Below are 15,731 nucleotides of genomic sequence, written 5' to 3' on the forward strand. Positions count from 1 at the left end.
CAACATGAGGGCCACCGGGGGTTAGGGTAATAATATAACCACTCCCTGCTTTTTATGATTAGATGAAAGAATATAAAAATGGTTGCGTTGAAAAGGGTAAAAACTTCAAGTAAACCATAAAAATCTGAACTTCAGAACCCGAAAACGGGGAGCAGATAAATTTTGACACCCTTATTATGGGGCTGTCCGAAAAGTCCGGGGTTGGTGTCATTCTGAGCTTGTCGAAGAATCTTTTCGTAAAAAACCAGATGTTTCGACTTCGCTCAACATGACAAGCTGTAAGTGTATAATAATTCTGGGACAGTTACCCTATTAACTATTGCCTACAACTATCAACTACTAACCTCTTCTAAAAACTCTTCCTTGCACGGTCCATCTCCCGCCTGGTATCTTTTGCTTTAATGGTCTCCCGCTTATCGTGTTGTTTTTTACCCTTAGCCAGGCCTATTTCAAGCTTCGCAAAACCCCGGTCATTAATAAACATTCGAAGGGGTATAATGGTAAGACCTGATTCTTTGGTTTTTCTTTCCAACTTGTAAAGTTCCTTCTTGTTTAAGAGTAATTTACGTTCCCTCTGGGGGGCATGATTGTTAAATGTTCCATAAAAATACTCAGAAATATTCATGCCCTTAAGCCACAGTTCCCCTCTCACAAAATAACAGAATGAATCTACCAGGGCGGCACGTCCCATTCGAATGGACTTAATCTCAGTTCCGGAAAGCTGGATGCCGGCTACAAACTTCTCCTGTATTTCATAATCGAAATAAGCTCTTTTATTCTTGATGTTTATGCGACTTGCCGACATATCATATAGTTAATAAATTCAACAATAAAATCTTAATTAAAAAGGGAATGCCCATCACCAAAACGCCTACAACAACCGAGAAAACAAATTTGCGGTGATGTACAGGTCCTGCTATATCCCTAACTCCCAGCCATGCCAGGTAAAAACTGTAAAAGGCCAGTATGTAAATGAAAAATATTTCAGGTATCAGGGCTGTTACAAAAGAAATCACATACAAGGGTCCTGAACTATAAATAACCAGTTTGGCTGCTAACTCCCCTGAAACCACAAACTGAAAAAACTTCAGCAGTTTTGCCACAATATACCATGACAAAAACACAGCTCCAAGTAATGCCACAAAAACCAATATTGCTTTCTTCATGGCCAACTCTAAAATGAACGCCTGTTGATTGATTAAATGCGACACAAATGTGGCAATCGTCACCAATCCGACAAGTGGAAGGGCAAAATTCCCCAACATATCATTAAAAGTGGTGCTCTCGCGATGAATGCTCCTCCACTCCAACACAGGTGAAATCACAAAATTCCGTAATCTAACAACAAGGTTACGATAGAGTTCTCCCGTATTTTCAGGTTTCTTTGTAGACATAAAGTTCCTCTAAAATCAAGATACAAAATTAAAAAATAAGGCACACCCTACAAATCACTTGGAATGCTTTGCAAAGAAAGGTTATCCTGACAAAAAAAAACGGTTGCTTTCCAATTAACAATACACCGTTATCCTGGCTCTAGTGTCAATTCAAGTGTAGAATTTCGGGTAAGCTGCCGCTATTTTTCACCTTGTGCAAATCAACAAAAAAGTAAGCATAGCCGTAGCTACGTGAGTCTTTTTTTGAGAAGCACAAGGTAGAAAGAGCAAGGCTTGGCCCGTCAGACTATGCTTGACTTGACACTCGAGCCGTTATATTTTGTAAAAAGCTATAAATCAACTTTTTGGAATTACACGCATAACTACCTTAAAGCCCTGGTTATTTACATATTATAGCTTGTCTTAAATCTGACATCTAACGATCTATTGAATTGGCTGTAGTTTAGTTTTGCAATGATATTAACAATTAGGTTCTTTCTATAAATTACGTACCTTGTGAATGACACAAATAGGGCTAATCCATCAAGTCCCTGATAAGCTTGCCTGCCGGGAGGCAGGGGGCGAACTTAAATAACCCCGGGGCAACTGTCCCGGGGTTAAACATGCTCCCGGCACCGGGTCCCTGAAAGGGGCCAACTAATTACGAACAATGCAGGTTAAACCTTTTTTCTTAGATTTGAGAAATAAATACAACCGAGAGTCATACCATGCAAAACAAAACACCATACAACCTTTTAGTGATAACCGGACCTACGGCCAGTGGCAAAACAAAACTGGCAGCCCGAGTAGCCAAAAAAATAAACGGAGAAATAATCAGCGCCGACAGCCGGCAGGTATACCGACGTATGAATCTTGGTACAGGCAAAGATTATGATGATTATCTAATCGATGACAAAGAAATCCCATATCACCTCATCGACCTAAAGGAGCCCGGATATAAATACAATGTGTACGAATATCAAAACGACTTTTTCAACATTTTTGACGACATTCATAAAAGAGACAAATTTCCTGTTATGTGCGGAGGAACGGGACTTTATATACAAGCTGTCCTGGACCAGTACAAAATGGTGCATGTGCCCCCTGACCGCGCCCTGAGGGAAAAGTTAAAAGACAAATCTCTTAAAGAACTGACAGACATTCTGGCCTCCTTTAAAAAGCTGCATAACACGACGGATACCGACACCGTAAAACGTGCCATAAGAAGTATTGAAATAGAGACCTACTATCAAAACCACCCGGAGATTGAGGTGAAACTACCTGAAGTAAAACCATTGCTGATAGGAGTCAGAATTGATCGCTCCCTGCGAAGAGAAAAAATAACCCGGCGGCTTAAGGAAAGATTAGATGAAGGCATGGTGGAAGAAGTTAAAGGCCTCATTAAAGAGGGTATTAAGCCTGAAGACTTGATTTACTACGGTCTTGAATACAAATTCCTTACTCAGCATGTAACAGGTGAGATCTCCTATAATGAAATGTTTGAGAAATTAAACATTGCCATTCACCAGTTTGCCAAAAGGCAGATGACCTGGTTCAGAGGGATGGAGAGGAAAGGCCATAAAATCCATTGGATAGATGCACGGGGTAACATTGAGGATAATGTGGCGGATATTGTCAGGATGCTAACAAAGACAGATTAATTAGTCAGAAGTTGTAAAAAGCCAAACCGATTATTATTGAACATTCATTATTCTTTCGGCTGTAGTTTAATTTTGTGTTGTTAAAAACCGGGGTTCATTTTTTCACCACATCCATATATCCATTCCCCTAAAACAAGCCAATGATAAATAAAAAACCACTCAAATCCTTTTCACAACACACTGTCCCAGCATAATAATCAAGCACTTACCTCAACAGCACCACTCAAGTATCTTTAACAATAAGAAAGGCTAGTTAAGTCTAATTACTCAGTCAAAACGGCCATAAGTCAGGGATTATTAAACTTTCATCAAAGATTTAGTCACTTTTTTCATTTTTTCACGTACAACAACTTAATCTGAATTTAAGAAATTTCGCAAATGGATAATATCCACGACTATATAAGCAGAATTACAAATCTGGCCAATCGTAATAAGGAACTCAACGATCAGCTTCAAAATCTTGTTGGCAGGTATTCCGTTATTCAGAAACAAAACGAAAAGTACAACGAGCTTTTATCAAAGTTTTCAGATACCAAGCCGAACCATTACAAAGATTTATTTGAAAAAAAGCCGGAGAAAAAAGTTGAACATCTTCGGACTGTTTCATTGCTTTATCTTTCCATCGGTGGATTTGAAGCGTTAAATCATGTTTCTGAAAAATCGGAAATGATAGATGTTCTGGATGAAATCTATATAACCATTGACAGGATTGCTACAGAATATAACATTTCAAAGATCAAAAGTTTTGGCGATAACATCATTTTTGCTGCAGGTTTAAACAACGAGCACCGCACCAATCCGATAAACATCACAATGGCTGCGAACAAGATGCTGGCAACGGTGAAGAGCATCTGCAAAAACCACCCCTCAGCCCCGCCCTGGACAGTAAAGATGGGCATTCACACAGGGCCTGTACTGGCAATTGACTCCTGCACAAGCCACAATCCTTATTCTATTTCAGGCGACAGCATTAATGTCACCTGTCGATTGGGCGAGGCCTGCCCTCCGGGTGAAATCAACATGTCTGAGATGACCTACGAACTGGTGAAGGAATTTTTTGATATTTCGCAGTTAGGCGCTATGCCCGTAAAGTACAAAGGCGAAATGAACATGTACCTGGTAAATGGGTTGAGAGGCGAATTGCACCACAAGGAAGATCGTTTTAGAAGCAACGAAAAGTTTGATGTCAGATATGGCCAGATCCAATTTATGGACATACAGGAAAAAATACTGGATCTTTTGGAAAATAACCTGCCTGATAACCTCTACTACCACAACGTAAAACACACCGTTGATGTTGTTACAGAAGTAGAATTGATTGGCTGGGCAGAAGGCCTTAATGAGGAAGAAGTATTGCTCCTGAAGATTGCAGCCCTCTTCCATGATGCCGGTCACATTGTGGATTATAAGTACCATGAACACCAGGGAGCACTGCTCGCCCGACAAATTCTTCCAAGGTACAATGTACGACAAGATCACATTGATACCGTCTGCCGATTAATAATGGCTACTAAGTTACCACCTCAACCAAAAGATAAAATGGAAGAGGTAATGTGCGATTCAGATCTTGATTATCTCGGAAGAACTGACTTCATTCCTGTTTCCAATACGCTTTACAGCGAATTAAAAGAACGTCAAATGGTTAGCTCATGGCACGATTGGAACAAGATGCAGCTGAACTTTATCAAGCAACACCAGTATTTCACCAAAACAGCCAGAAATCTCAGGGAAGTAAACAAACAACACCAAATTGAAAGACTAAGACATTTACTTGAAGAACTTAATGTCAAGGTAGATATTTCAATAGATCGTTAGATTTTTAGACACCTGTCTGACGACAGTCAGGAAAGATGTAAGATGATTCGTAAAATATTGATATTCTAAATCCTGACAAACAAATACTTTTAAATGCAAACTATTGATTTGCGGTGCATTGCAAAAGCTTTAGGCTGTAGTGTAAAATAGGGACTGCTGAAAAAGTCAAAAGGGCAAAATTTACAAGCCGCCCAATCGAAGGAGTATTGAAATACTTCGAGATTCGGGCGGTGCAGTAAATTTTGTTCTTTTGATTAGCTGTTTTTTTATGATTAAGTGCAAAGAAATTCGAGTTTGAAGTGGAATAACCTTGCACTTAGGAGTTTGTTGATATGATTTAAAGTTTTAAACGCTAATAAAGTAGGCGTTTTTCAGCGCTCCCTAAAATAGCAATTTCTCCATGTGCTGCCACTCCACGGTTTCTCCGCTTGCCACACACTTTTACAGGGGTAATTAGCGACATTGCCCCGTTCCTGCCGCCCTGATAACGTTTCAGGCTTCTGGTGCAATGCATTACCGGGTGCAATCCATTCCGGTCTTCAATCTCTTTCACAACAATTCAACCGTTAAAAAATAATTTCTAACTTTGGCTTTGCATTACATAAACTAAGCGGTTTTAAAATCCGCCCCGGCAGCGTTTCTTTTTCAGTTATCTGACTATTTACGCTGTTTTAGACCAATGTCAAAGAACAAATAAACATCTGTTTTTCAAGACACTAAATAGTTCAGCATAACTCAAAAAAATGACACGTATGAAAAGGTTGTTTCTGTTTTTCATTGCTTTACACGCAATAACTTCCTGTCAGACAAACCAAAAAACCTATACCGCCTCGGCACCCGACATAAAAGAAAAAGTGGAGGCTTATCAATCTTTTAAACTGACTTCAAATCTGGACAGTCTTTCACCCAATCAGAAAAAAATGCTGCCCTTGCTTTTTGATGTTGCCGATATAATGGACAATCTCTTTTGGCAACAATCCTGGGGAAACAAAAAGTCCTTACTGCGCAAGATTGACAACCAACATCTTAAAGAATACACCAGGATTAACTACGGCCCATGGGACCGGTTAAACGACAACAAGCCCTTTATCAAAGAGATAGGTCCTAAACCTGAAGGAGCAGGTTTTTATCCTGTCGATATGCAAAAAGAGGAATTTGAAGAATTTGAAAACCATAATAAAAACAGTCAATACACCATCCTGGAACGTGACAAAGAAGGTAAGCTTCTGGTAGTACCCTATCACGAGAAATGGAAGAAAGAGCTTCAACAAGCTGCAGAACTATTAAATCAGGCTGCAGAACTGGCCGAAAACAGTGACTTCAAAAAATATTTGACAGAACGAGCCAAAGCTCTCACAACCAGCGATTACTACAAAAGCGACATGCAATGGATGGACATGAAAGACAATGAAATCGACTTCGTTGTTGGTCCTATCGAAACCTATGAGGATGGTTTAATGGGGATTAAAACAGCTTTTGAAGCATACATTCTCATTAAGGACATGAAATGGTCTGAACAATTAAAACGCTTTGCCGCTCTTCTCCCTGAAATTCAATCCAACCTTCCCGTTGATGAAGCCTACAAAGCAGAGAAACCGGGAAGTGACTCAGACCTGGGTGTTTACGATGCCATTTATTATGCAGGTGACTGCAATGCCGCAAGTAAAACCATTGCCATCAACCTGCCCAATGATCCGGATGTACAGATGAAAAAAGGAAGCCGCAAACTTCAGCTAAAAAACAGCATGCGGGCCAAGTTTGAAAACATTCTCGTTCCTATCAGTGAGATACTGATTGATACTTCTCAACGTCAATACATCGATTTCGACGCTTTCTTTGAGAACACCATGTTTCACGAAGTTGCTCATGGTCTTGGAATAAAAGAAACCCTTGACGGGAAAGGAACCGTGAGGGAAGCTCTTAAAGAAACAGCATCAGCTATTGAAGAAAGTAAAGCCGATATTTTAGGACTTTACATTGTTACCCAGCTTGCAGAAAACGGGGAACTTAAAAATAAAGATCTTATGACCAACTATGTTACCTTCATGGCAGGTATCTTCAGGTCAGTTCGCTTTGGTGCAGGTAGTGCTCACGGACAATCCAATATGATACGGTTTAACTACTTCCTGGAAAAGGATGCCTTTTCACGCGATGATGAATCGGGAACTTACAAGATCAACTTTGATAAGATGAAGCAGGCTATGAATGAGCTTTCTAATGAAATCCTGGTTCTTCAGGGCGATGGAAATTACGGGAAGGCCAAAGAAATGATAGAAAAGCTGGGCATCATCAATGCTGATCTCCGGTCAGATCTGGATCGGGTAAACGAAGCCGGCATTCCCGTGGATATTGTTTTTGAACAAGGACCCGAAGTATTGGGTTTATAGAATTAGCACACTAAACATTAATCAAAACCTGTTGATCTTTGAATTTCAAAGTCAGCAGGTTTTTTGCAAAATAGAATAATACATGGAAAAACTATTTCCCGATAATTCCGTTTCAAAACTTTTCAACATAGAATACCCTCTTATTCAGGGAGGAATGGTATGGTGCAGTGGCTGGAAGCTGGCCTCTGCGGTAAGCAATAATGGCGGACTTGGCCTTCTGGGCTCCGGAAGCATGTATCCGGAGGTATTGCGTGAGCACATTCAAAAAATGAAAAAAGCAACCACCCGGCCCTGGGGCGTAAATGTTCCACTGCTTTATCCGGACATCGATGCCATAATGAAGATTATTGTGGAAGAAGATGTAAAGATCGTATTCACCTCGGCAGGCAGCCCTGCAAAATGGACCGGCTTTTTAAAAGAACATGGCATTCAGGTCGCCCATGTCATTGCCAATTCACGCTTTGCAAAAAAATGCGAAGACGCCGGAGTGGATGCAATTGTTGCAGAAGGCTTTGAAGCAGGTGGCCATGAAGGACGGGAAGAAACAACCACATTCTCACTGATTCCCCTGGTAAGAAGAATGACCTCCCTCCCGCTCATTGCCGCCGGAGGCATTGGTTCAGGTCAACACATACTGGCGGCCCGGGCACTTGGTGCAGATGGCGTACAAATTGGGTCCCGCTTTGCCCTATCAGAAGAATCTTCGGCCCATCAGGCATTTAAAGAACATGCGGCCGCTGCCAAAGAAGGAGACACCATGCTCACCTTAAAACAACTGGCTCCTGTCCGGTTAATGAAAAACCACTTCTTCAAACTTATTGAACAAGCACAATTACGAGGCGCTTCTGCTGAAGAACTCAAAGAACTTTTAGGCCGGGGAAGGGCAAAAAAGGGAATTTTTGAAGGAGATCTGGATGAAGGGGAGCTCGAAATCGGACAGGTTTCAGCACTCATTGAAGAAGTAAAACCTGTCAACGAAATTTTCGACGCATTACTTGCTGAATACCGGGAAACAAAAAAAAGAATCCTTTAATCAACGGATCGTTAAGCCTTTAGACACCTGCCTGACAGCAGTCCGGTTAGATAAAAGTAGCCCAGCCGCGCGGAAGCCGGAAGCTGGAAGCTGGAAGTTAGAAGCTGGAAACATTCGAATATAAGAAATTTTGATTCTTTTTGCGGCATATTTAAAAAACTAAGAAAATTATAAAAAACACATTTTAAATGGTTTAATGATTTTACTTAGATAAAAAATAAATTGCATAATAGTGAAAATCTGCGTTTTTACTCAAGCAAAAACGAACACACAAGCAACTGATTACAAATTTATTACAAAAGCCCAATAAAGTACTATTAATGATAGAATATAAAAAACATACATTAAAAAACGGCCTGAGGGTGGTCGTTCACCGTGATAGAACCACACCTATGGTTGCTGTCAATGTCCTTTATGATGTGGGTGCAAGAGATGAGACCCCTGATAAAACAGGCTTTGCACATCTATTTGAACACCTCATGTTTGGGGGCACCAAAAGCATTCCTTCTTTCGATGGGCCGGTACAGCAAGTTGGCGGGGAAAACAATGCATGGACAAGCAATGATTTCACCAATTATTACGTAACCGTTCCTGCCATAAACGTTGAAACCGCTTTTTGGCTTGAAGCAGACAGGATGAACGAGCTCGACTTCTCAGAAAAAAGCCTGGATGTTCAGCGCAAAGTCGTAATAGAGGAATTCAAACAACGTTACCTTAATCAACCTTACGGAGATATACCTCTCTTAATAAGAGATCTTGCTTACAAAGTTCATCCTTACAGGTGGCCTACTATTGGCAAGGATATTTCCCACATTCAAAATGCTGCACTGACAGATGTCAAAGATTTCTTTTACAAGCATTATGCCCCAAACAATGCAGTATTAACAGTTGCCGGGAATGTAGATCCGGACCACATTTTCAAGCTTGCTGAAAAATGGTTTGGCTCTATTCCCCGACGAGATGTGCCTCAAAGAGACCTGCCTCAGGAACCACCACAGAAGGAAGCAAGGTTTTTGACGGTAGAGCGGGATGTTCCGGCACCCTATATACAAATGGTTTTCCATAATGGCCGGCGCACCGATGCCGATTTTTACGCCAACGATCTTTTATCAGATCTTTTTGCCAATGGCCAATCCGCCCGGTTATTCCAATCACTCATCAAAGAACAGAGGCTTTTTTCTGATGTAAATGCCTATGTTGCCGGTGACCGTGATCCGGGATTATTCACCATCACAGGACGATTAATGCCACAAGTCCGGATGGACAAAGCAGAGGCAGCTATTAAAAATGAGTTAACCCGGATGGTCAATGAAGGCCCTTCAGATTATGAACTTCAGAAGGTAAAAAACAAAGTAGTTTCAAACCTTATTTTCGGAGAAATTCATTATCTCAACAAAGCAATGAACCTATCTCAGTTTGAACTTCTGGGAAATATTGAAAAAATAAATCAGGAACCGGAACAGTACCGTGCTGTTACCCCCAACGAGATTATTTCAGTAGCCGAATCTGTTTTTGTACCGGAAAACTGTTCCACTTTATATTATCTCCCGGGCAAGCCAAATACAAACAAAGCATAAAGAAACCAGCATGTCAGATTTCTATCATAAAGCACCTGAATTTAAAACAATAGACAAAATTGACTTTCTACCTGTTGAAAAGACATCTCTTGACAATGGCGTTCCTGTATTTACACTCAGGGCGGGTAGTCAGGATGTCACAAAACTGGATATTCAATTTCCGGCCGGGGCTGTTCAGGCAGGTATTCCATTGGTAGCCTCTACAACAGCCAATCTCATGCAGGAAGGCACGAAAGGGAAAACTTCCATGCAAATTTCTGAGATGATCGATTTTTTTGGTGCATACATCAACTCCCAAACCTATCACCATCAAACCATATTTACAGTTTTGTGCCTAACCCGCCATCTTCCCGAAATGCTGGAACTGATTCATGATATTATTACCCGTCCGGCATTTCCGGAACACGAATACGATCTTTACTTAAAAAAGAAGAAAGAGGAATTTATCTTTGAGGGGGAAAAAGTCAAAACCATAGCCACCCGCCAGTTCGGAGAAACCATTTTTGGGGCTGATCATCCATATGGCCGTCAATTAAAAGAAGAGCACTTTGAGAAAATATCACTCGATCAAATCAAGGACTTCCACAGGAGTCAATATCAACCTGAGCATGCAAAAATCTTTGTTGCCGGACAACCGGGTGACCAATTACAACCATTGCTGAACAAGTATTTTGGTAAGGGGCAGGCCGTCAAAACCGATGACAACGAAATGGTCCCCCCTGTTATGCCGGCTTCTGGGAAATTCATCTCCATAAAAAAGGACAATGCCATGCAAACAGCCCTCCGTATTGGCCGTCCGCTTTTTAACAACCATCATCCCGACTTTATTCCCTTGCAGGTACTAAACACTATCCTCGGTGGTTATTTTGGATCAAGACTTATGACTTCAGTCAGAGAAGAAAAAGGACTGACCTATGGCATTGGATCCTTCATTATGCCACTCATGCACAGCGGAGTGTGGGGAATCAGCAGTGAAGTTGCAGGTGAAAGTCGCGACAAAGCCATTGAAGCCATATTCGGGGAATTTGACAAACTTCGTTCAACCCCGGTTCCCGAGGATGAACTGCAAATGGTAAAGAATTATATGATGGGTGAGATGCTTCGTAATTTTGACGGGCCTTTTTCCACTGCTGATATTTACAGAACATTACAAGAATATGGAATGGATTTTGATTTCTACCAGAAGATGATTGATTACATTCGTGAAGTTTCAGCCGAAGAAATTCGAAAAACCGCAGAGAGATACCTCAGGCGTGAAGACTTCTGGATTGTTGCTGCCGGAATGTGAACAACAAAGAAGATAAATCAGTATTGAATTGATGAATTAATCAGGTTGGAAGAACAATTTCTTATCTTTATCATTAATTTAGGGCACAGGTAAATTGACAGCATGAGCGAAGCATCAAAGATAACAGAAGAGCAACAGGTTAATCAATCCTTCAAAGAGCTATTGGACTTATGTCCCCGTTGCCAGACTGCCGAGGGCAAAAAACTGGTTCACAAAGCTTTTGACCTTGCCTTTGAAGCACACAGGGATGTCCGGCGAAAGTCGGGGGAATTATACATTTTACACCCCCTGGCAGTGGCACGTATTGTTGCTGATGAAATAGGACTGGGCTCCAAAGGAGTAGCAGCAGCTTTGCTGCATGATGTTGTTGAAGATACCGACTACACTCTTGAAGATATTGAAGGGATATTTGGGGGTAAAGTGGCCGATATTGTAGACGGACTCACTAAACTGGAAGGGGTCTTTGACCAGACCAAATCAAAACAGGCAGAGAATTTTCGTAAGCTTTTGCTTACCATGGTGGAAGACATCCGTGTCATTTTAATTAAATTGGCCGATCGACTGCACAATATGCGCACATTGGACTCAATGCCGGAGCATAAACGACTTAAAATCGCTGGAGAAACGCTTTACCTGTATGCCCCTCTTGCCCACCGTTTGGGACTATATTCTATAAAGTCGGAACTCGAAGATCTGTCTTTGAAATATGAACACCCAAAAGTATTCAACGAAATAACCTCTAAACTCACAGAGTATCAAAATAAAACCCAGCATCTTATCACGCGGTTTTCGTTGCCGATCATTGAGCGGCTTTCCAGTGAGGGATATGAATTTGACATCAAAGGACGGCCAAAATCGATCTATTCCATTTGGCGAAAGATGCAGAGGAAACAGGTCCCTTTTGAGGAAATTTATGATCTGCTTGCCATACGCATTGTTTTTAAACCCAAACAAGGTATTCCCGAGAAAGCACAATGCTGGACAATCTATTCGCTGATTACAGACATTTACAGACCTAAGCCCGACCGTCTGCGTGACTGGGTAAGTACTCCTAAAGCCAATGGATATGAAGCCCTGCATGCTACGGTTATGGGCCCCGAAGGCAATTGGATAGAGATACAGATTCGCACCGACCGAATGGATGAAATCGCTGAAAAGGGATTTGCTGCACACTGGAAATACAAAGGATCTAATGAAAAAGAGTCTGAGCTGGACAACTGGTTACAACAAATTCGAGATGTTCTGGACAATCCTGACTCGGACTCACTGGAATTTCTGGACGATTTCAAATTAAACCTGTTCAGTCAGGAGATCATGATTTTCACCCCAAAAGGGGATGTTAAAGTTATGCCCAAAGGTGCCACAGCGCTGGATCTGGCGTTTGAAATCCATACCGAACTGGGATACAAATGTATTGGCGCTAAAGTCAATTACAAACTGGTTCCCTTAAGCTACGAACTTAAAAGTGGTGATCAGGTTGAAATTCTCACCTCTGAGAAACAGACCCCTAAGTACGACTGGATAACCTTTGTCACCACGGCAAAGGCCAAAACAAGAATTAAAGATGCTTTCAAAAAAGAGCGTAAAGCCATTATCCAAAGGGGAGAACAGAAACTGGAGGAAGCCTTGAATGAGACAAAACTTACCACCAATTCCAAAATTCTTAAAAAGCTTCAAAAACACTATAACCTGCCCACCAAAGAAGAGCTGTATTTCAAGATTGGTAAGAACGTTATTAATCTTGAAAATTTAAATAAGATATTAAGCGACAAAACTGAAAACAAATGGATACGCTATTGGCGTCTCTCATTCGGAAAGGGCAGCGAAAAAGTCTTTGGAAAGAAAAAAATCGGCAAAGACAGCAAAAAAACACAGATGGTGGTCTCAGACGACATGGATGCAGAGCAATACATCATCGCTCCCTGTTGCAACCCCATTCCGGGCGACGATGTGGTCGGGTATCTGGATCAGGATGATAAGCTGATCCTTCACAGCAGAAAATGCCCCGTGGCAATACGTCTGATGTCAAGCCAGGGCAATCGAATTGTTTCAGCTGAATGGGAATCGCACAAAATCCTTTCCTTCCTGGCTGTCATAAACTTATCGGGTATTGATCAGATTGGCATTGTGAGTAAAATCACCAAAGTCATCTCAGATGATCAGACCGTCAATATGCGTTCCATCCACGTGGAAAGTCACGATGGCATTTTTGAAGGAACCATTTATCTGTACATCCACAACACGGAAGACCTCAATAACCTTATTTTCAATTTGGTGAAAATAAAAGGTCTTCATAATGTTACCAGACAGGAACGTATTCACAGCAATTCGTAGAAACTGATTCTACGAATTGCCTTCAGGTTTCATTTCTCCGTAATATTCATGACCTTCTTTACCTCTTTTTATTCCTTAATTCAATTTGGTTTTATTCTAAATAATTTTTTTTAACTTTGCCTGTAAATGATTCAGTTATCATTATTTTAATTTGGAGTTAATTATGAACAGGCCTTCAAACAAAGAAACGGTCAAACAAATATTTACAGAATACCTGCAGAAAAACGGGCACCGCAAGACACCTGAGCGATATGCCATTCTTGATGAAATATATTCGCGTGATGGTCATTTCGACATTGAATCGCTCTATATTTTCATGAAAAACAAGAATTACAGGGTTAGTCGCGCAACGCTCTATAACACTATAGATCTTCTACTTGACTGTAAACTTGTCATTAAGCACCAGTTTGGAAAAAACATTGCTCAATTTGAAAAGGCATTTGAATCCAAACAACACGATCACCTGATATGTACAAACTGTGGTAAGGTGACCGAGTTTTGCGACCCAAGCATTCAAATAGTACTGGACAATGCTGCTAATAATTTAGACTTTCAGGTTACCCATCACTCGCTGTATGTTTACGGGACTTGCAAAGATTGCCGTGAAAAACTAAATAAAAGCAAAGGCAAAAAATCCTCATAAATTGAGGTTATACTGCCAAAAATCATTACTTTTACGCATCGGAATGTCGACCTAACTGGTAGGCCTTCCGATTTTTATTGCGCTTAAGTCTGGAACAACAGACATTAATACAAACAAAATCAAACAATTGGAAATAATGAAGGTTGATGTTCTATTAGGATTGCAATGGGGCGACGAAGGGAAAGGAAAAGTGGTAGATGTACTAACCCCCGACTATGATGTTATTACCCGCTTCCAGGGTGGACCCAATGCAGGCCATACTCTCGAGTTTGACAATAAAAAATTTGTTCTTCACAATATTCCATCCGGAATATTCCAGGGAGATAAGGTCAATGTAATCGGAAATGGCGTAGTTCTGGACCCCATTACTTTCAAAAAAGAGATTGACGGTCTTAAAGCTCAGGGCTTCGACTTGAAAGACAACCTGTTTATTTCCAAAAAGGCACATTTGATCCTTCCAACGCACAGGATATTGGATGCAGCATCAGAAGCCTCAAAAGGCAAAACAAAGATAGGTTCTACGCTCAAAGGAATCGGCCCTACATACATGGATAAAACCGGAAGAAATGGAATCCGTGTAGGTGACATTCTTTCCAATTTTGAAGAAAAATATGCCGCTCTGAAAGAAAAGCACGAGCAACTCATTAAAATGTACGGCTTTGAATATAACCTTGCAGAATACGAAGAAGGCCTGAAAGAAGGCATTGAAGCGCTCAGGGAATTTACGCTTATAGACAGCGAGCATGAACTCAACCGCTATCTGAAAGGTGACAAATCCATTCTGGCAGAGGGTGCCCAGGGGACTTTGCTTGACATCGACTTTGGCTCATATCCTTATGTCACTTCCTCCAACACTGTATGTGCCGGTGCCTGTATTGGAATGGGCATATCGCCCCGAAAAATTGGTGAAGTATATGGCATCTTTAAAGCCTACTGCACAAGGGTTGGATCAGGCCCATTCCCCACCGAACTGTTTGATGAAGATGGTGATAAAATGCGTGAGCATGGCCATGAATTTGGAAGTACCACCGGACGCCCGCGCCGATGTGGCTGGCTTGACCTGGTTGCATTGAAATACAGCGTAATGGTAAACGGCGTAACCAAACTGATCATGATGAAAGGTGATGTTTTGGGATGTTTTGAAACCATTAAAATCGCCACGGCTTATAAGATGGGAGATACAGTAACAGAAGAATTCCCGTTTGAGCTTCCGGAAAATCTGGAGCCCGTTTACAAAGAAATGCCAGGCTGGAATTGTGACTTAACCGCCCTTAAATCGGAAGAGGAATTCCCCCAAGAGCTTAACGATTACATCCAGTATCTGGAGGATGAGCTGGAAGTACCGATTACCATTGTTTCTGTTGGCCCCGATCGCGAACAAACCATCGTGAGGGAATAGAATATTTTAGACAATTAGATCCTTAGACATTAGATTTAAGAGGGCTTTAAAAACAGATGTCTAAAGCTTTCAAAAGAATACTACACTTAAATTTCAGCCGCCGGAAAATTTCCGGCGGCTTTTTTTGGTCCTCATCCAAAACATGAGCAAACTCAGGCACGACAACATCATATTAAACATCCGAATTTTGTATCTTTAATCATGTCAAAATGTTTAATCTG

General features: G+C 41.2%; 12 protein-coding genes. 9 read left to right on the top strand and 3 right to left on the bottom strand.

Features of this window, described 5'->3' with window-relative positions:
- Nucleotides 1-349 precede the first annotated feature (349 nt).
- Nucleotides 350-805 (bottom strand): SsrA-binding protein SmpB, encoded by a 456-nt coding sequence (gene smpB / locus DDZ16_RS07740; protein WP_109263882.1) that lies wholly within the window; start codon nt 803-805, stop codon nt 350-352.
- A 1-nt stretch (nt 806) separates the two neighbouring features.
- Nucleotides 807-1,394 carry a YIP1 family protein gene (locus DDZ16_RS07745; protein ID WP_109263883.1) on the bottom strand — a complete coding sequence of 196 codons (588 nt, stop codon included), beginning with the start codon at nt 1,392-1,394 and terminating at the stop codon, nt 807-809.
- A 707-nt stretch (nt 1,395-2,101) separates the two neighbouring features.
- Here DDZ16_RS07745 and miaA point away from each other — a divergent pair.
- Both miaA and DDZ16_RS07755 read left to right on the top strand, forming a co-directional pair.
- A complete protein-coding gene (gene miaA, locus DDZ16_RS07750; protein ID WP_109263884.1) occupies nt 2,102-3,034 on the top strand; it encodes a tRNA (adenosine(37)-N6)-dimethylallyltransferase MiaA in 933 nt (310 codons plus the stop codon).
- 378 nt (nt 3,035-3,412) lie between these two features.
- Nucleotides 3,413-4,849, top strand: a complete 1,437-nt coding sequence (locus DDZ16_RS07755) for an adenylate/guanylate cyclase domain-containing protein (RefSeq protein ID WP_109263885.1) — start codon at nt 3,413-3,415, stop codon at nt 4,847-4,849.
- A gap of 352 nt (nt 4,850-5,201) precedes the next feature.
- On the opposite strand, the gene DDZ16_RS20610 is transcribed toward DDZ16_RS07755, so the two are convergent.
- Nucleotides 5,202-5,402, bottom strand: coding sequence for a hypothetical protein (locus tag DDZ16_RS20610; RefSeq protein ID WP_146192211.1), 201 nt, complete (start codon nt 5,400-5,402; stop codon nt 5,202-5,204).
- A gap of 199 nt (nt 5,403-5,601) precedes the next feature.
- Here DDZ16_RS20610 and DDZ16_RS07760 point away from each other — a divergent pair, with 199 nt between their 5' ends.
- From DDZ16_RS07760 to DDZ16_RS07790, 7 genes are all read left to right on the top strand, one after another.
- Nucleotides 5,602-7,236, top strand: a complete 1,635-nt coding sequence (locus tag DDZ16_RS07760) for a dipeptidyl-peptidase 3 family protein (RefSeq protein WP_232526589.1) — start codon at nt 5,602-5,604, stop codon at nt 7,234-7,236.
- An 82-nt stretch (nt 7,237-7,318) separates the two neighbouring features.
- Nucleotides 7,319-8,269, top strand: coding sequence for an NAD(P)H-dependent flavin oxidoreductase (locus DDZ16_RS07765; protein ID WP_109263887.1), 951 nt, complete (start codon nt 7,319-7,321; stop codon nt 8,267-8,269).
- A gap of 320 nt (nt 8,270-8,589) precedes the next feature.
- Entirely contained in the window at nt 8,590-9,846 is a 1,257-nt protein-coding gene (locus tag DDZ16_RS07770; RefSeq protein ID WP_109263888.1) for a M16 family metallopeptidase, read from the top strand.
- Nucleotides 9,847-9,856: 10 nt separating this feature from the next.
- Nucleotides 9,857-11,134 carry a M16 family metallopeptidase gene (locus DDZ16_RS07775; protein ID WP_109263889.1) on the top strand — a complete coding sequence of 426 codons (1,278 nt, stop codon included), beginning with the start codon at nt 9,857-9,859 and terminating at the stop codon, nt 11,132-11,134.
- 102 nt (nt 11,135-11,236) lie between these two features.
- On the top strand, nt 11,237-13,468 hold the full coding sequence (locus DDZ16_RS07780; protein ID WP_109263890.1) for a RelA/SpoT family protein: 2,232 nt from the start codon (nt 11,237-11,239) through the stop codon (nt 13,466-13,468).
- Between the two features lie 163 nt (nt 13,469-13,631).
- Nucleotides 13,632-14,111, top strand: a complete 480-nt coding sequence (locus tag DDZ16_RS07785; protein ID WP_109263891.1) for a Fur family transcriptional regulator — start codon at nt 13,632-13,634, stop codon at nt 14,109-14,111.
- 136 nt (nt 14,112-14,247) lie between these two features.
- Nucleotides 14,248-15,510: an adenylosuccinate synthase gene (locus DDZ16_RS07790; protein WP_109263892.1), complete on the top strand. Its 1,263-nt coding sequence runs from the start codon at nt 14,248-14,250 to the stop codon at nt 15,508-15,510.
- Nucleotides 15,511-15,731 lie beyond the last annotated feature (221 nt).

Origin of the sequence: Marinilabilia rubra (assembly GCF_003121985.1) — a bacterium.
Taxonomy (GTDB): Bacteria; Bacteroidota; Bacteroidia; order Bacteroidales; family Marinilabiliaceae; genus Marinilabilia; species Marinilabilia rubra.

Excerpts from the sequence above, each read along its gene's own strand:
- DDZ16_RS07780 (WP_109263890.1), top strand. The coding sequence starts at position 11,237 with ATGAGCGAAGCATCAAAGATAACAGAAGAGCAACAGGTTAATCAATCC.
- DDZ16_RS07755 (WP_109263885.1), top strand. The coding sequence starts at position 3,413 with ATGGATAATATCCACGACTATATAAGCAGAATTACAAATCTGGCCAAT.
- DDZ16_RS07785 (WP_109263891.1), top strand. The coding sequence starts at position 13,632 with ATGAACAGGCCTTCAAACAAAGAAACGGTCAAACAAATATTTACAGAA.
- miaA (WP_109263884.1), top strand. The coding sequence starts at position 2,102 with ATGCAAAACAAAACACCATACAACCTTTTAGTGATAACCGGACCTACG.
- DDZ16_RS07760 (WP_232526589.1), top strand. The coding sequence starts at position 5,602 with ATGAAAAGGTTGTTTCTGTTTTTCATTGCTTTACACGCAATAACTTCC.
- DDZ16_RS07765 (WP_109263887.1), top strand. The coding sequence starts at position 7,319 with ATGGAAAAACTATTTCCCGATAATTCCGTTTCAAAACTTTTCAACATA.
- DDZ16_RS07745 (WP_109263883.1), bottom strand. The coding sequence starts at position 1,394 with ATGTCTACAAAGAAACCTGAAAATACGGGAGAACTCTATCGTAACCTT.
- DDZ16_RS07770 (WP_109263888.1), top strand. The coding sequence starts at position 8,590 with ATGATAGAATATAAAAAACATACATTAAAAAACGGCCTGAGGGTGGTC.
- DDZ16_RS07790 (WP_109263892.1), top strand. The coding sequence starts at position 14,248 with ATGAAGGTTGATGTTCTATTAGGATTGCAATGGGGCGACGAAGGGAAA.
- DDZ16_RS07775 (WP_109263889.1), top strand. The coding sequence starts at position 9,857 with ATGTCAGATTTCTATCATAAAGCACCTGAATTTAAAACAATAGACAAA.
- smpB (WP_109263882.1), bottom strand. The coding sequence starts at position 805 with ATGTCGGCAAGTCGCATAAACATCAAGAATAAAAGAGCTTATTTCGAT.